Source organism: Streptomyces sp. NPDC046870 (genome assembly GCF_040704595.1).
GTDB lineage: Bacteria > Actinomycetota > Actinomycetes > Streptomycetales > Streptomycetaceae > Streptomyces > Streptomyces argyrophylli.
The window spans coordinates 136966-152973 of sequence record NZ_JBEYXM010000001.1 but is presented as its reverse complement, the minus strand read 5'-3'; the positions used below and the strand labels follow the sequence as shown (position 1 = coordinate 152973).

At 73.5% G+C, this 16008-nt stretch carries 16 protein-coding genes; 9 read left to right on the top strand and 7 right to left on the bottom strand.

Annotation, left to right across the window (positions count from 1 at the left end; all coding sequences use genetic code 11):
- Nucleotides 1-63: 63 nt before the first annotated feature.
- Nucleotides 64-1011, top strand: a complete 948-nt coding sequence (locus AB0946_RS00685; RefSeq protein WP_366758475.1) for a WYL domain-containing protein — start codon at nucleotides 64-66, stop codon at nucleotides 1009-1011.
- 63 nt (nucleotides 1012-1074) lie between these two features.
- Here the strand turns inward: AB0946_RS00685 and AB0946_RS00680 are convergent, their stop codons facing one another.
- A complete protein-coding gene (locus AB0946_RS00680; RefSeq protein WP_366758474.1) occupies nucleotides 1075-1620 on the bottom strand; it encodes a DoxX family membrane protein in 546 nt (181 codons plus the stop codon).
- A 38-nt stretch (nucleotides 1621-1658) separates the two neighbouring features.
- Here AB0946_RS00680 and AB0946_RS00675 point away from each other — a divergent pair, with 38 nt between their 5' ends.
- From AB0946_RS00675 to AB0946_RS00665, 3 genes are all read left to right on the top strand, one after another.
- On the top strand, nucleotides 1659-1799 hold the full coding sequence (locus tag AB0946_RS00675; RefSeq protein ID WP_366758473.1) for a hypothetical protein: 141 nt from the start codon (nucleotides 1659-1661) through the stop codon (nucleotides 1797-1799).
- 60 nt (nucleotides 1800-1859) lie between these two features.
- Complete coding sequence (locus tag AB0946_RS00670) at nucleotides 1860-2840, top strand: aldo/keto reductase (RefSeq protein ID WP_366758471.1); 981 nt, start codon at nucleotides 1860-1862, stop codon at nucleotides 2838-2840.
- A 156-nt stretch (nucleotides 2841-2996) separates the two neighbouring features.
- Nucleotides 2997-4190: a serine hydrolase gene (locus AB0946_RS00665; RefSeq protein ID WP_366758470.1), complete on the top strand. Its 1194-nt coding sequence runs from the start codon at nucleotides 2997-2999 to the stop codon at nucleotides 4188-4190.
- A gap of 314 nt (nucleotides 4191-4504) precedes the next feature.
- Here the strand turns inward: AB0946_RS00665 and AB0946_RS00660 are convergent, their stop codons facing one another.
- Both AB0946_RS00660 and AB0946_RS00655 read right to left on the bottom strand, forming a co-directional pair.
- Complete coding sequence (locus AB0946_RS00660; protein WP_366758469.1) at nucleotides 4505-5263, bottom strand: SDR family oxidoreductase; 759 nt, start codon at nucleotides 5261-5263, stop codon at nucleotides 4505-4507.
- 62 nt (nucleotides 5264-5325) lie between these two features.
- Nucleotides 5326-6357 carry a Gfo/Idh/MocA family oxidoreductase gene (locus AB0946_RS00655; RefSeq protein ID WP_366758468.1) on the bottom strand — a complete coding sequence of 344 codons (1032 nt, stop codon included), beginning with the start codon at nucleotides 6355-6357 and terminating at the stop codon, nucleotides 5326-5328.
- Nucleotides 6358-6494: 137 nt separating this feature from the next.
- Here AB0946_RS00655 and AB0946_RS00650 point away from each other — a divergent pair, with 137 nt between their 5' ends.
- The 5 genes from AB0946_RS00650 to AB0946_RS00630 all read left to right on the top strand — a co-directional run bounded on the left by AB0946_RS00650 (nucleotide 6495) and on the right by AB0946_RS00630 (nucleotide 11572).
- Nucleotides 6495-7811, top strand: a complete 1317-nt coding sequence (locus AB0946_RS00650) for a multidrug effflux MFS transporter (RefSeq protein ID WP_366758467.1) — start codon at nucleotides 6495-6497, stop codon at nucleotides 7809-7811.
- Nucleotides 7748-8932, top strand: a complete 1185-nt coding sequence (locus AB0946_RS00645) for a serine hydrolase domain-containing protein (protein ID WP_366758466.1) — start codon at nucleotides 7748-7750, stop codon at nucleotides 8930-8932. Before AB0946_RS00650 ends, AB0946_RS00645 begins: the two co-directional genes overlap by 64 nt.
- Before the next feature lie 124 nt (nucleotides 8933-9056).
- Nucleotides 9057-10034, top strand: coding sequence for a small ribosomal subunit Rsm22 family protein (locus AB0946_RS00640; protein ID WP_366758465.1), 978 nt, complete (start codon nucleotides 9057-9059; stop codon nucleotides 10032-10034).
- A gap of 42 nt (nucleotides 10035-10076) precedes the next feature.
- Entirely contained in the window at nucleotides 10077-10691 is a 615-nt protein-coding gene (locus tag AB0946_RS00635) for a TetR/AcrR family transcriptional regulator (protein WP_366758464.1), read from the top strand.
- Between the two features lie 140 nt (nucleotides 10692-10831).
- Nucleotides 10832-11572 carry a bifunctional DNA primase/polymerase gene (locus tag AB0946_RS00630; RefSeq protein ID WP_366758463.1) on the top strand — a complete coding sequence of 247 codons (741 nt, stop codon included), beginning with the start codon at nucleotides 10832-10834 and terminating at the stop codon, nucleotides 11570-11572.
- A gap of 51 nt (nucleotides 11573-11623) precedes the next feature.
- Here the strand turns inward: AB0946_RS00630 and AB0946_RS00625 are convergent, their stop codons facing one another.
- From AB0946_RS00625 to efeO, 4 genes are read right to left on the bottom strand one after another with little or no spacing between them, the layout of a single operon-like run.
- Nucleotides 11624-12616 carry a hypothetical protein gene (locus AB0946_RS00625; protein WP_366758462.1) on the bottom strand — a complete coding sequence of 331 codons (993 nt, stop codon included), beginning with the start codon at nucleotides 12614-12616 and terminating at the stop codon, nucleotides 11624-11626.
- On the bottom strand, nucleotides 12576-13448 hold the full coding sequence (gene efeU, locus AB0946_RS00620) for an iron uptake transporter permease EfeU (protein ID WP_366758461.1): 873 nt from the start codon (nucleotides 13446-13448) through the stop codon (nucleotides 12576-12578). The genes AB0946_RS00625 and efeU overlap by 41 nt, the downstream gene beginning before the upstream one ends.
- 3 nt (nucleotides 13449-13451) lie before the next feature.
- The gene (gene efeB / locus AB0946_RS00615) at nucleotides 13452-14708 is read right to left on the bottom strand and encodes an iron uptake transporter deferrochelatase/peroxidase subunit (RefSeq protein WP_366758460.1); all 1257 of its coding nucleotides are present in this window, start codon (nucleotides 14706-14708) and stop codon (nucleotides 13452-13454) included.
- 17 nt (nucleotides 14709-14725) lie between these two features.
- Nucleotides 14726-15862: an iron uptake system protein EfeO gene (efeO, locus tag AB0946_RS00610; RefSeq protein WP_366758459.1), complete on the bottom strand. Its 1137-nt coding sequence runs from the start codon at nucleotides 15860-15862 to the stop codon at nucleotides 14726-14728.
- Between the last annotated feature and the right edge of the window lie 146 nt (nucleotides 15863-16008).

Here is a 16008-nt window from a genome sequence, read left to right as displayed (position 1 = left end):
AGGGAGCCCTGAGGACAGGTTCTGTCCTCGACCGGGCGTGATCGATGAGGAGTTTCCAGCCAGATGCTCGAGACCTCGGCCCGACTGCTGCGGCTGCTCTCCTTACTGCAGTCCCGTCCCGACTGGTCCGGCCGGGAACTGGCCGAGCAGCTGGGCGTGACGACGCGCACCGTCCGCCGGGACGCGGACCGGCTGCGCGAGCTGGGCTACCCGGTGCAGTCCCTGGCCGGCCCCGGCGGCGGCTACCAGCTCGGCGTCGGCGCGGCCCTGCCGCCGCTGCTGCTGGACGACGACGAGGCCGTCGCCGTGAGCGTCGGACTGCGGGCCGCCGCGTCCGGCTCGGTGGCCGGCATCGAGGAGACCTCGCTCCGGGCCCTGGCGAAGCTCGAACAGGTCCTGCCCTCGCGGCTGAAGCACCGGGTGGCGGCGATGCAGTCGGCGATCCTGCCGCTGACGGCGTCCGGCCCGGCCGTGGACGCGAACCTGCTGGCCACGCTGGCCGCCGCGTGCCGGGGACACGAGGGCGTGCGCTTCGGCTACCAGGGCAGGACGCGCCGCGTCGAGCCCTACCGTCTGGTCCACACCGGCCGCCGCTGGTATCTGCTGGCCTTCGACCTGACGCGCGAGGACTGGCGCACCTTCCGTCTCGACCGCATCGACACCGCCCCGCAGTCCGGTCCCCGGTTCACCCCCCGCCGCGGCCCCGCCGAGGACCTGACCGCCTACCTCACCGACCAACTGTCCTCAGCCCCTTACCGCTACCGGGCGACCGTCCTCTTCCACTGCCCCTGGGAAGCCCTCGTCGAGCACACCTCCCCGGCCTCCGGCCGCCTGGAGCGGTACGACGACCACTCGTGCCTGTTCCACACCGGCGCCGCCACCCTGGACGAGATCGCGCTGCACATCGCGCTCAAGGGCGTCGACTTCCAGGTCCTCGACCCGCCGGAACTCAACGACCGTCTCCGCGCGCTGGCCGCCCGCCTCACCCGGGCCGCCGATCAGGCCCCGTAGGGGCCCGGAACGAACGTGCGGACACGGACAGACGCTCCCACAGCCCGAAGGACGACCGACCGCTCACTCCTCGAACAACGTCTCCTGTTCGCCCTCCGCCCGCCGCCGTACCCGGCGGTTGCGGGCGCCCACCATCACGGCCGTCGCCGCAGCGGTCACGCCGAGGGCGGCCGGGACCATCCAGCCGCGGTCGAAGACGTGACCGAGGGCGTGGTCGAGGGAGAGCCGGCCCGGGCCGGCGACGGCGAGGCCGGCCGCGGCCAGACCGAGGGTCGCCGCGTACTCGTAGCCGCCCTCCTGCGCGAAGAACCCGTGGGGCATGTGCACGGTCGCGGCCCCCGCCATCCCGCCGGCCGCCGCCGCGCCCGCCGCCGGGGTCGCGAGGCCCAGGGCCAGCAGGGTGCCGCCGCCCGCCTCCGCCAGGCCGGACGCCGTCGCGCTCAGTTTGCCCGGCGCGAAACCGATGGACTCCATGTACTGGCCGGTGCCCTCCAGCCCGTGCCCGCCGAACCAGCCGAACAGCTTCTGCGCGCCGTGTGCCGCCAGTACTCCGCCGGTGCTCAGCCGAAGCAGCAGCAGGCCCAGATCACGTCGGTCGTAACAGGTCACGGTGACTCCCCAGCAGACAGGCGGACACGTCCCCTCCCGTGTCCCACCCTCGCACCGCGGCCGACGCCCGGCCCGTCCTGGCTGCCGTTCGGGTGGCGGTACCGCCGGCGGGGTGTGACGAGTCCGCCGGCGGCCGGACCCTGCTCGCCCGCTACCGCAACGACACCGGGCAGGCGTGAGAAAGCACGTACGCCCCCGGGCTTGTGTTCGCGTGCGCTCCAACTCCTAGCGTCCCGCCCATGACGACACGGACGCTGGGACGCAGCGGCATCGAGGTGAGCGCGCTCGGTTTCGGGTGCTGGGCCATCGGGGGTGAGCACCGCACCGCCGACGGGCAGCCCGTCGGCTGGGGGAAGGTGGACGACGACGAGTCCGTACGGGCCGTCCGCCGGGCGCTGGACCTCGGCGTCACCTTCTTCGACACCGCCGACTCCTACGGCACCGGGCACAGCGAGGAGATCCTCGCCAAGGCCCTCGGCAAGCGGCGGGACGACGTCGTCCTCGCCACCAAGTGGGGCAACGTCTTCGACGCGGACACCCGCACGCTCACCGGCACCGACGCCACCCCGGAGTACGCCCGCCGGGCCCTGACCGCCTCCCTGCGCCGCCTCGGCACCGACCGCGTCGACCTCTACCAGCTCCACATCTCCGACGCGGACCCGGCGCGGGCCGCCGAACTCCGCGACGCCTGCGAGGAGTTCGTCGCCGCAGGACTCGTGCGCGCCTACGGCTGGAGCACCGACGACCCCGCGCGGGCCGCCGTCTTCGCCGAGGGCCCGCACTGCACGGCCGTGCAGCACACCCTCAACGTGCTCCAGGACGCGCCGGACGTCGTGGCCCTGTGCGAGCGGCTGGAGCTGGCGAGCGTCAACCGCGGCCCGCTCGCCATGGGGCTGCTCGCCGGGCGGCGCGGCGAACCGCTGGAGGCCGGGGACATCCGCAGCCGGCCGCCCGCCTGGCTCCCGGGGTACGCGGACGACGGCTCCGGCGCCGATCCCGGGTGGCTGGCCAGGATCGACGCGGTCCGCTCGGTCCTCACCAGCGGCGGCCGCAGCCTCGCCCAGGGCGCCCTCGCCTGGCTGTGGGCCCGCAGCCCGCGTACGGTCCCCATCCCCGGCTTCCGGACCGTCGCGCAGGCCGAGGAGAACGCCGGGGCGCTCGCGAAGGGACCCCTCACCGCGGCGCAGTCCGCCGAGATCGACCGCCTGCTCGGCAGGTGAGCGGCCCCGGAGGCCGTACGGGAGAGACGGGTGGGGCTGGTGCCGCGGGCACCAGGGCGTCACACGGATCGTCGGACTTTCATAACGCGGCAAATTCCGTGTGGTCTCGGCCATCAGTTCGTGAAGTCCCTGCTGGACGCGGTGTACGGTCCCCGGGTGCGTGAATGTTCCCGGCTCAGCCGACGTGCCGTCCTCGGGCTGACGGCCGCCGCCCTTCCCCTGTCCACGGCAACCTCCGCCGCCGCGGCGACCGTCGTCGGCGGCGAGCGGCTGGTCCGCGCCGGCGTCCAGGTGCGCGGCGCCACCGGGCTGCCCGAGAAGCTCACCGCCCGCTCCTGGCTGGTCGCCGACTGCGAGAGCGGGGAGGTGCTCGCCTCCTTCAACGCGCACCGGCGGCTCGCGCCGGCGTCCACGCTGAAGATGCTGTTCGCGGACACCGTGCTGAAGAGGTTCGACCGCACCGAGCGCTACCGGGTCACCGACGCCGATCTTGCCGACATCCCGGCCGGCTCCAGCCTCGTCGGCATCAGGCCCGGCCTCACCTACACCGTCGAGCAGCTGTGGCAGGGCGTGTTCCTGCGCTCGGGCAACGACGCCGTGCACGTGCTGTCCCACATGAACGGCGGCATCGCGAAGACCGTCGCCGAGATGCAGGCCAAGGCCGCGGACCTCCAGGCCCTGGACACCCATGTGGTCAGCCCCGACGGCTTCGACCACAAGGGGCAGCTCTCCTCGGCGTACGACCTCACGCTCTTCGCCCGCCACGGCCTGAAGGACCCCGACTTCCGCGCCTACTGCGGCACGCGGACCGCCGACTTCCCGGCCGGCGGGAAGAAGACCTTCCAGATCCAGAACACCGACCGCCTGCTGACCGGGGCATGGGGGCTGAAGACGTACCACGGCCTGATCGGAGTCAAGAACGGCTACACCAGCCATGCCGGGAACACCTTCACCGGCGCGGCGACCCGGGGTGGGCGCACCCTGCTGGTCACGGTGATGCATCCCGAGGCGGGCGGCAACGCCGTCTACGAGCACACCGCCGCGCTGCTCGACTGGGGCTTCACCCACGGGCGTTCGGCGCAGCCGGTGGGCCTGCTGGTCGAACCGCTCAGCGCGGGCGGGGCGAGCGCGACCCCGGTGCCCGCGCGGAAGACGGTGCGGGCGGCGGCCGGCGCACCCGGCCCGGTGTCCGGCGGCGGCTCGGGCGCGCGGATCGCGGAGGGCGCCGCCGGGGCGCTCGCGCTGCTAGGCGCGGGAGCCTGGACCCTGCGCAGGCGCCGGGCACGGACGGCGGGAGCGACGGCGGGCGAGGCGGCGGAGACGGGGCGCGGGCGCCGACGCCGACGCTGACCGGGGTGCCGGGGCGGGTCATCGCACCGCACCGGAGCCGAACGGCCGTACCGCCCGCCCCGCCGGCGAACCCGTCGTAGGCGGTATGTGGCGGCGGTCGTTCCACCGGCCGGTGTGTACCCCGCGGCCCGCCGCGAGGTCCACCCCCAACTCCCGTCCGGTGGAACGGCCGCCGCCTCCCCCCTGGCAGTGGCTGCGGAACCTCTGTGCTCCAACTGTGAAGCTCTGGTGGAGAAAAGTTGAGCACATGTCATTGATCGACCGCAATAGGGCGGATGTTCAAATTCCGTTTGCCGGGGCGGGGTGAGCGCGCCTCAGCCCCGCCCGATGTACGGCATCGCCGTCGCCAGTACCGTCGCGAACTGCACGTTCGCCTCCAGGGGCAGCTCCGCCATGTGCCGTACCGTGCGGGCCGCATCGGCCACGTCCATCACCGGCTCCGGGACCACCTCCCCGTTCGCCTGGAGTGCGCCCGTCGCCATCCGGGCCGTCATGTCCGTCGCCGCGTTGCCGATGTCGATCTGCCCGACCGCGATGCGGTACGGCCGCCCGTCCAGGGACAGCGACTTGGTCAGGCCGGTCAGCGCGTGCTTGGTCGCCGTGTAGGCAACCGACCGCGGGCGGGGCGCGTGGGCCGAGACGGAGCCGTTGTTGATGATCCGGCCGCCCTGGGGGTCCTGCTCCTTCATCCGCCGGTAGGCCGCCTGCGCACACAGGAACGCGCCGTTCAGGTTCGTGTCCACCACGTGCCGCCAGGCGTCGTAGGGCAGTTCCTCGACCGGGACCCCGCCGGGCCCGAAGGTCCCCGCGTTGTTGAACAGCAGGTCCACCCGGCCGAAGCGGTCCACGGTCGCCGTGAACAGCGCCTCGACGTCCTCGGGCCGTGACACGTCGGTGGGTACGGCGAGCGAGGCCGCCCCCGGCACCAGCGCCGCCGTCCCTTCCAGCGGCTCCGCGCGCCGGCCGGCCAGCGCCACCGACCAGCCGGCCCGCAGCAGTTCCACGGCGACGGCCCGCCCGATGCCGGAGCCGGCCCCGGTCACCACCGCGATGTTCGATTGCCTGTCAGTCATGGTTCCGCAGCGTAGGCGGGAAGTCCGCCATGCGGAATCAGGTGTCCGCCAAACGAGAGGCCCTAACCGGCGAGGACGACCGCCTCGTCACCCGCCGGCTCCTCCCCGGGGTAGCGCACCCCGGTCCGCTCCCGCACCGCGTCCAGCGTCCGCATCACCGCGAGCGTGCCCTCCAGCGGCACCAGCGGCGACTCCTTCTCGCCCGCCCGCACCGCCCGCATGACCTCCGCCGCCTCGTGCCGCATGCTGGTGCGCGGCCCGTCGGCCGGATCGGCGGCGAACTCCTCCGGATCGCGGCCGTCCCGGTGCAGCACGAACCGGTCGGGATGGAAGAAACCGGACGGGATGTCGATCCGGCCGCGCGAACCGGTGACCGACGCCGTGACCGCCGTACCCCCGACGATCGAGCAGTGCAGCGAGGCCAGCGCGCCGCTCTCCCAGGACAGCACCGCGCCCGTCTGGAGGTCGACGCCCTCGGGCGACAGCACGGCGCTCGCGGCGACCCCGTCCGGCTCGCCCAGCAGCAGCTGCGCGAACGACACCGGGTACACGCCCAGGTCCAGCAGCGCCCCGCCGCCCAGCGCGGGGTCCCGCAGCCGGTGCGCCGCCGGGAAGGGACCGGCCAGGCCGAAGTCGGCGTGCACCGTCCGCACCTCGCCGATCGCCCCGTCGTCCACCAGCGCCTTCAGCCGCCGGACCAGCGGGTTGCAGTACATCCACATCGCCTCCATCAGGAAGCGGCCGTGCTCCCGCGCCAGCGCGACGAGTTCCTCCGCCTCGCGCAGGTTCAGCGTGAACGGCTTCTCGCACAGCACGTTCCGGCCCGCCGCCAGGCACAGCCCGGCCGCCGCCCGGTGCGCCGCGTGCGGAGTGGCGACGTACACCACGTCGACGTCCGCGTCCGCCGCCAGGGACTCCCAGTCGCCGTACGCCCTCTCCACCCCGAACCGCTCGGCGAACGCCTCCGCCGACTCCCGCCGGCGCGACGCCACCGCCACGATCTCCGCGTCCGGCAGATCGACCAGGTCCGCCGCGAACGCCGACGCGATCCCGCCCGTCGCCAGGATTCCCCAGCGCACGTTCTCTCCCGCCATCCCCACCCTCGCTCATCCGTTCCTCGGCAGTGTGTACGAGCTGAGAGCATAGGTGCCGGTCGTGCCGGCGACACCGATGTCAGAGCGGCACGAGAAACCGGAGCAGCCAGAGCAGCCAGGGAAGCAGGGAGGGGCACATGCCGGACCACGCGGCGGCACCGACACCGGAACGAGACCAGCGGCCCGCCTCCGCCCCCGCACCGTCACCGGTCCGCGCACCGGGCCGCACCGGCCCGCTCGTCACCTTCCTGCTCGGCGGCCTGACCGCGACCACCCCGCTCGCGATGGACATGTACCTGCCCTCGCTGCCGGAGGTCACCCGCTCGCTGGACGCCCCCGCCGTCACCGTCCAGCTCACCCTCACCGCCTGCATGGCCGGACTCGCGCTCGGCCAGCTGGTCGTCGGCCCCCTCAGCGACCGCTGGGGCCGGCGCCGCCCGCTGCTCGCCGGACTCGCCGTCTACCTGGCCGCCACCGCCCTGTGCGCCCTCGCGCCCACCGTCGAGACGCTGATCGCCTTCCGGCTGGTGCAGGGCCTCGCCGGCGCGGCCGGAGTGGTCATCGCCCGGGCCGTCGTCCGCGACCTGTACGACGGCGTCGCCATGGCCCGCTTCTTCTCCACCCTCATGCTGATCTCCGGGGCCGCCCCCATCGTCGCCCCGCTCGTCGGCGGGCAGATCCTCCGGGTGACGGACTGGCGGGGCGTCTTCCTCGTGCTCACGGTGGTCGGCGCCGCGCTGACCGCGCTGGTCTGGGCGCGGCTGCCGGAGACCCTGCCGCCGGGCCGCCGGCACAGCGGCGGAACCGGCGAGGCCCTGCGGGCGATGCGCGGCCTCCTCGCGGACCTGCCCTTCACCGGCTACATGCTCGCCGGCGGCTTCGCCTTCGCCGCGCTGTTCGCCTACGTGAGCGCGTCCCCCTTCGTCGTCCAGGAGATCTACGGCGCCTCCCCGCAGACCTTCAGCCTGCTGTTCGGCCTCAACTCCGTGGGCCTCGTGGCCGCGGGCCAGTTCAACGGGAAGGTGCTGGTCGGCCGGGTCGGCCTGGACAAGGTGCTCGCCTGCGGCCTGGCGGTGATCGTGCTCGCCGCGACCGCCCTGCTGCTGATGGCCACCGGCGTCTTCGGCGACACCGGCCTCGTCCCCGTCGCCGCCGCCCTCTTCGTCCTGATGTCCGCCATGGGCGTCACCCTGCCCAACACCCAGACCCTCGCCCTGCTGCGCACCCGGCACGCCGCCGGCTCCGCCTCCGCGCTGCTCGGCACCTCCTCCTTCCTCGTCGGCGCGGTCGCCTCCCCCCTCGTCGGCGTCGCCGGGGAGCACACCGCCGTCCCGATGGCCGTCGTCCAACTGGCCGGAGCACTGGTCGCGGTGGCCTGCTTCGTGGGAATGTGCCGTCCCTGGGCGGCGGCACGGGGAACCACCCGTGCCGGGTCGGAGGGAGACGAGAGCTGAGCGCACCGAGACTGCGCGCCGGCACAGCGGAACGGGCCGGGCTCGACCCCGTCGAACTCGGGCACCTGGTCGACGAGGTGCACGCCCTCACCGCCGGCGAGCGCCCCTGGGCGTCCGGCGCCGTCGTCCTGGCCGGCCGCGGACCCGTGATCGCCGTGGCCGAGGCCGCCGGCTGGGCCGTGCGCTACGCCGCCCACGACCCCGGCACCGGTGCCGGCGTGGAACTGCCGCCGGCCGCCCGGGTCCCGGCCACCGTCGACACCCCCTTCGACCTGGCGTCCCTGACCAAGCTGTTCACGTCCGTCGCCGCCGTCCAGCAGATCGAGCGCGGCACCGTCGGCATGGACGCCCGAGTCGGCGACTACCTGCCCGACTTCCACGCCGCCGCCGCGCACCGCGTCACGGTGCGGCAGCTGCTCACCCACACCTCCGGCCTGCGCCCCGAACTGCCCCTGTACGACTGCCCGGACGACGCCACCCGGCTCGACCTGCTGCGCGCCGAGGCCCCGTCCGGGGAGGTGGGCCGCTACGGGTACTCGGACCTGAACATGCTGCTGCTCCAGTTCGTCCTGGAACGCGTCACCGGGCGCACCCTCGACGTGCTCGTGCGGGACTGCATCACCCGGCCGCTCGGCATGACCAGCACCGCGTTCGGGCCCTGCCCCGGCGCCGCGGCCACCGAGGACCAGCGGCGTCCGTGGGCCAAGGCCGACCGGGGGATGCTGCGGGGCGTGGTCCACGACGAGAACGCCTGGGCGCTCGGCGGGGTCGCCGGCCACGCGGGCCTCTTCTCCACCGCGCCCGACCTGGCCGTCTTCTGCCGCGCCCTGCTCGCGGGCGGCTCCTACGGTCCCGCGCGCATCCTCGGCCCGGACTACGTGGAGCTGCTGTTCACCCCGCCCGGACTGGGTTTCCGGCTGGACCAGCCGTGGTTCATGGGCGAGCTGGCGGGCCGGGGCGCGGCGGGTCACACCGGCTTCACGGGCACGTCGCTGATCCTGGACCGGGCGACGGACACGTTCCTCGTGCTCCTGGCCAACACGGTCCACCCGAGACGCCGGCCCCCGGACAGCGGTCCCCGAGCGAGGCTGGCGACACACTTGGCGAGAGCCGTCGTCTGAGAACCACCCGGGCCGGAACCCGTGGCGGTTCCTTCCCGGCCGAACGGGACGGGTGAGGGGCCGGCACCGGTGCCGGGTGCCGTGGAGTGTCCTCCGGATGGCCCGGGCGCCGTAGAATCGCCAGGTGAACGACCCCCTGCGCACAGCCCTGGCCGAGCTGCTGGACGGCCTGCCCCCCACGGAGGTCACCGCCGCCGTGGACCGGCTGATCGCCAACTACCGCGGCGAGACCCCCACCCACGCGCCGATCCTCCGCGACCGCGCCGACGTGGCCGCGTACGCCGCCTACCGCATGCCCGCCACCTTCGAGGCCGTGCACCGCGCGCTGGAGGCGTTCGCGGCGGCCGTCCCGGGCTGGACCCCCGGCAGCCACGCCGACGTCGGCGGCGGCACCGGCGCCGCCACCTGGGCCGTCAGCGCCACCTGGCCGGGCGAGCGCGGCGTCACCGTGCTGGACTGGGCCGAACCCGCCCTCGCCCTCGGCCGGGAGATCGCCGCAGCCAACCCGGCCCTGAAGGACGCCCGCTGGCAGCGCGCCCGGATCGGCAAGAACCTCACCCTGGACACCACCGACCTGGTCACGGTGTCGTACGTCCTCAACGAACTCGCCGAGGCCGACCGCGCCGCCCTCGTCGACGCGGCCGCCGGCGCCGCGCGGGCCGTCGTGATCGTCGAGGCCGGCACCCCGGCCGGCTACGCGCGCGTCATCGAGGCACGCGACCGGCTGATCCGGGCCGGCTTCCGCATCGCCGCCCCCTGCCCGCACAGCGCCGCCTGCCCCATCGCGCCCGGCACGGACTGGTGCCACTTCTCCGCCCGCGTCGGCCGCTCCTCCCTGCACCGCCAGGTCAAGGGCGGCTCACTGGCGTACGAGGACGAGAAGTTCTCCTACGTCGCCGCGACCCGGCTGCCCGCCGAGCCCGCCCCCGCCCGGGTGGTCCGGCGCCCGCAGATCCGCAAGGGCCAGGTGCTGCTCGACCTGTGCGAGACCGAGGAGCGGCTGCGCCGCACGACGGTCACCAAGCGCCACGGCGACCTGTACAAGGCGGCCCGGGACGCGGACTGGGGCGACGCCTGGCCGCCGTACGAGCCCGCGCCCTGACGGGTGTCGTGGCCGGCCCCGCCGCTTGTTACTTTCGACCCCATGGTCAGCAAGCCCGCACCCGACGCCACCCGCCGCAGCGAGAAGTCCCGCCGGGCCATCTACGCCGCCGCCCTCGCCCTGGTCGGGGAGGTCGGATACCCGAGGACCACCGTGGAGGCCATCGCCGCACGGGCCGGGGTCGGCAAGCAGACCATCTACCGCTGGTGGTCGTCCAAGGCGGACGTCCTGCTGGAGGCGTTCCTGGACCTCGCCGGGCAGGCGGCCCGGGCGTCGGGGCAGGACGTGGACGCCCTCCCGGACACCGGTGACCTGGCCGCCGACCTGAAGGCGGTGCTGCGGGCCACGGTGGACGAGCTGTTCGACCCGCGCTTCGAGGCGCCGGCGCGGGCACTGGCCGCGGAGGGCGTCGTCAACGAGCAGCTCGGCCGCGAGGTCGTCGCCAAGCTGCTGGAACCGCAGCTCCAGCTGTACGTCGCCCGGTTGCGCTCGGCCCAGGACGCGGGGGCCGTACGCGCCGGCGTCGACCCGCGGATCGCGCTGGAGCTGTTCGTCTCCCCGCTCGCGCAACGCTGGCTGCAACGCAGCGGACCGGTCTCGTACGCGTACACGGACACCCTCGTCGAGTACGCCCTGCACGGGATCGCCCCGCGCTGAACCGCCCCCGACGAACCGCCCGCCCACCCACCGCCGACTTCCGGCCACTCACCCGCGGCGACCCCCGGAGCACGCGAAGATGGCACGATGAGGCATGCTGTCCGCACACCAGCGAGGCGACCACCGGACCGAGGGGATAGATGAGCGCGACGTTCGACGGCCGGAGCGGCCGGCAGGGCAAACTCTCCCAATGGCTGCTCGGACGCCGCCCGAAGGAGGCCGCCGCCGACGACAGCGGCCGTGAGACCCTGCTGCTCGCAGCCGCCGCGGCGGGCCTGCCCCTCGCCCCCGCCGCGCACCCCGCCGACGGATACCGCTGCTCCTGCGACCGCGTGGGCTGTCCCACCCCCGCCCGGCACCCGGTGTCGTTCGCCTGGCAGACGCAGTCCACCACGGACCGCGCCCAGATCGAGCGCTGGGCCCGGCACCAGCCGGCGGCGAACTTCATCACCGCCACCGGCATGGTGCACGACGTGCTGGACGTGCCCCTGGCGGCCGGCCGCGAGGCGCTGGACCGGCTGCTCGGCTCCGGCGTCGAGGTCGGCCCGGTCGCCGAGAGCGACGACGGCCGCATGCTGTTCTTCACCCTCACCCGGGGCACCCCCGAGGACGAGGACGAGTGGTGGCCCTGCGAGCTGGACTGCCATCCCGAGACGATGGACGAGCACCCGGGGCTGCGCTGGCACTGCCGGGGCTCCTACGTCCTCGTGCCGCCCGCCCGGCTGCCCGGCGACGCCGACCAGCGGGTGCGCTGGCTGCGCGGCCCGGAGCATCCGCTGCCGGACCCGCTGAGCCTGCTGGAGGCACTGACCGACGCCTGCGCCCGGCACCCGGGCGCCGAGCCCGGCCACCACGGCACGGCCTGGCCCCTGCACCACTGACCCGCACCACCGACGGCCGGCGCAGCCCCGGTCCCGCGCTTCCCGGCCGCCCTACTCGCCCTGCGCGGACGTCAGCCCCTGCACCCGCCCGAGCATCCGCACCGGGCCGCCGCCGGCCGGGTCGAGCACGGCCTGGTTGGCGATCGACTCCAGCGTCAGTGACTGCTTCACGTCGCCCTTGGTCAGGGCCTGCACGTCCTTGTTCGGGACCGGCACGGTGGCGCCCGTGTAGGCGGTCTGCTTCTCGTAGTGGTGCGTGGTGAAGAACACCAGCGCCCCGCCGTCCGCCGTGCGCAGCGCGAGCGGCGCGTAGTCGCCGTGGGTGAGCGGTTCGTCGATGAACTGCCGGACCAGACCCGGCTTCTTGGCCTCCTTCGCACGGCCCGCGCGCAGCCCGCTGGTGTCGCGCCCGTCCGCGAAGGTCTTCCCGCCGTTCTTCAGGTAGTCCGCGTACGCCTGGCCCAACGCGTCCGGGCGGACGGCCAGCCCGCCGGTCCCGGCCGGTACGGCCTCGGCCCAGCCGTCCTCGTCCGTCCTGAACGCGGGGACGGTGCCGGGGGCCATGAGCGTCAGATAGCTCACCTGCCAGCGCTCGCCGAGGTCGCCCCGGGTGAAGACCAGCACCCAGCGGTAGGTGCCGCCCTTGTTGCCCCGGGCGTCGGCGACGAACCAGCGGGGCCAGCCGGCCTTCTCCGGAATCGTGATCTTCACGTCCGTCAGCGTCAGCGGGGTGTGGTTCGCGTTCCCCGACGGGCTGTTGACGTGCCCGGCCCGCAGCCGGGCGGAGTCGATGTCGGAGAGGGCGCCGGTGACGTAGGGAGCGTCCAGGGAGCTGTCGTAGGCCTTGTCGGCCCTGTTGTACGCGTCCGTGAACGCGGTGACCGCCTTGGCGGCCTCGGCACGGGTGGCGGCGGGAACCACCACCCGCTCCCCGTGCACCACCACGCATCCGCTCGCGGTCAGCGACAAAGCGGTCAGCGAGGCCGCTATGAGTGCGTTCCGGTCACGCCTGCGAAGCCGCTGACGGCTGCGTTCCCTGGTCATCGGGCTCCTTCACCTTCCCCTTCCCGGAGGCGAACCCTACCGGGGAGAGGAACAGCGCGAGCACCGGGACCAGGTACAGCGCCCACACCGTGACCTGAAGGACCGTCGGGTCCGGCTGGAAGTTGAACACGCCCTTCAGCAGGGTGCCGTACCAGCTGTCCGGCGGGATGGCGCCGCTGATGTCGAAGGCCAGGTCGGTCAGGCCGGGGATCCAGTCGGCCTCCTGGAGGTCGTGGAAGCCGTAGGCCAGCACGCCGGCGGCGACCACGACCAGCATCCCGCCGGTCCAGGTGAAGAACTTGGCCAGGTTGATCTTCAGGGCGCCCCGGTAGAACAGCCAGCCCAGCAGCACCGCCGTGGCGAGGCCGAGGGCGACGCCGACCAGCGGGCGCGGGGTGCCGTCGCTCGCCGCGTGCACCGACGCCCACACGAACAGCGCGGTCTCCAGGCCCTCCCGGCCGACCGCGAGGAACGCCGTGGCGACCAGCGCGCCCGTGCCGAGGGCGAGCGCGGCGTCCAGCTTGCCGTGCAGCTCGGACTTCAGGTGCCGGGCGGTGCGCCGCATCCAGAACACCATCCAGGTCACCAGGCCGACGGCGACGACCGACAGGGAGCCGCCGAGCGCCTCCTGCGCCTGGAACGTCAGCTCCTGCGAGCCGAACTCCAGGGCGCAGCCGAAGGCCATGGCGATGGCGATCGCGATGCCGATGCCGATCCAGATCGGCCGCAGGGCGTCCTTGCGGCCGGTCTTGACCAGGTAGGCGATCAGGATGCAGACGACGAGCGACGCCTCCAGTCCCTCGCGCAGGCCGATCAGGTAGTTGGAGAACACGGGCTATGCCCCCTTCGAGAACAGCGTGCGGCCCCACCAGTCACCGGAGTCCCGGACGCCGGGCGGGATCGCGAAGACCGCCGAACCCACGTGCTGGATGTACTCGTTGAGCGCGTCGTGCGCGGCGAGGTTGCGCTGGAGCGGGATGAAGCCCTTGCGCACGTCCCGCTGGTAGGCGAGGAAGAACAGGCCCGCGTCCAGACGGCCGAGGCCGTCGGTGCCGTCGGTGAAGGAGTAGCCCCGGCGCAGGATGGTGATCCCGTTGTTGGAGTCGGGGTGCGCGAGCCGCACGTGCGCGTCGGGCTTCATCGCCTTCAGGAACGGCTCGTCGTGCTCCTTGGCCTTGCCGACCGGGGCGCCCTCGCGCTTGTCCCGGCCGAACACGTCCTCCTGCTCCTGGAGCGAGGCGCGGTCCCAGGTCTCGATGTTCATGCGGATGCGCCGGGCGACCAGGTACGAGCCGCCGGTCATCCAGTCCGGCCCGTCCTCCTCGCCGACCCACACGAACTTCTTCAGCCGGTCGGTCTCGGTGCCCGCGATGTTGCGGGTGCCGTCCTTGAAACCCATGAGGTTGCGCGGGGTCTGCGCGCCCGGGGTGGTCGAGGAGGTCTTGCCGAAGCCGAGCTGGGACCAGCGGATGGCGACCTTGCCGAAGCCGATCCGGGCGAGATTGCGGATGGCGTGCACGGCGACCTGCGGGTCGTCGGCGCATGCCTGCACGCACAGGTCGCCGCCGGTGCGGGACCGGTCCAGGTTGTCGCCGGGGAACTTGGGCAGGTCGACCAGGGCCTCGGGCCGCCGGTCCGCCAGCCCGAACCTGTCGAAGAGCGAGGGACCGAACCCGATGGTGAGCGTCAGCCGGGACGGCTTCAGCCCGAGCGCCTCACCGGTGTCGTCCGGCGGTGCCTCGGCGAGTCCGCCGTAGGCGCCCTCGCCGACGGTCTTCCCCGCGGTCATCCGGCGGGCCGCGGCCGTCCAGTCCTTGAGCATCTGGACGAACTGTTCGCGGTCGTCGGTCTTCACGTCGAACGCGGCGAAGTGCAGCCGGTCCTGCACCGGCGTGGCGATGCCGGCCTGGTGGGCGCCGTGGAACTCCACCGCACCGCCGGTCTCGGCGGCGGCCGGGTCCATGTCGTCGCCCGTCCGGGCCATGGCCACGGCCCCGCCGGCCGCGGCGGCCCCGAGCGCGAGCCCGGCACCGCCCCAGCCGATCAGCGCGCGGCGCGACGGACTGGCCTGGGTCTCCTGGGTCTCGGTCATCGCCTCTGCCCCCTCGTCTACTTCACGACCGCGGCGGCGAGCTTGGACAGCGGCTCGGCGAGCGCGTTCACCGCGTCCGACAGCTCCTTGCGCTGGTCCTTGGTGACCTTGTCGTAGGAGACGAAGTCATAGGACGTCTTGTCGGTGCGGTACTTGTCGAGCAGCGTGTCCAGCGCCGCGAACTGCTTGTCGAGTTCACTGGTGAGCGCGGGGTCGTTCTTCGCGGCGACCGGCTTCAGCAGCTCGTACGCCTTCTGGGCGCCCTCGACGTTGCCCTTGAAGTCGACCAGGTCGGTGTGGGCGTAGCGGTCCTCCTCACCGGTGACCTTGCCGGTGGCGACCTCGTCCAGCAGCTCCTTGGCGCCGTTGGCCATGGAGGTCGGGGTGATCTCCGCCTTGCCGACCCGGCCCTGCCAGTCCTTCAGGTCCGTCAGCAGCCGGCCGGCGAGGGTCTTCTCCTCGGCGCCGATCTTCTTGTCCTGCCAGAGGGCCTTCTCCAGCCGGTGCCAGCCGGTCCACTTCTGGCCGGGCTCCAGGCCGTCCTCGCGGACGTCGACCTTCGGGTCGATGTCACCGAAGGACTCGGCGACCGGCTCGGTGCGCTCCCAGCCGAGCCGGGACAGGCCGTAGGCCTTCTTCGCGGCCTCCAGGTCGCCGTCCTCGACCGCCTTCACGAAGGTCTCGGCCTTCGGCAGCGTCTCGTCGGCCTGGTCCTGGGCGTACTGGCGGTACTCGGCGACCGCCTGGTCCAGCTTCGGGTTCCGCTTGGCGGCGCCGGCGCCACCGGTCACGGTCAGCTTCTGCCGTACGCCGTGGCCCTTCATGCCGGGCCGGCAGGCGATCTCGTAGGATCCGGCCTTCACCTCGGCGGTGAGCGTGTACTTGGTGCCCGGACCGATGTTCTCCTTCTCGGAGACGATCCGGTCGTCCGGGAACAGGATCTCGACCTCGGTCGCCTTCGAGCCCTTGTTCTCGATCTTCAGCGTGACCTGGCCGGCCGGCACCGACGTGCTGGAGGTCTCGCACTTCGAGTCCGCGGCCGTGACCTGGATGGCGTCACCGTCCTTGGCATCGCTCTTCGCGGTGCAGGCCGAGAGGGCGGTCAGAGCCGCCGCGGTGGCGGCGGCGGTGACGGTCAGTCGGACGGCGCGCATGCAGGCTCCAAGCGGATCTGGTGTGGTGAGGCTGCCCTAACTTACATGAGGCTATCCTCACCACTACCCCCGCCTCCCGTGATTCAGCTCTCACGCGGTGGCAGGGTGGGGACATGGGGCGAGGGGTACCGCCGCCGGCTACCGCC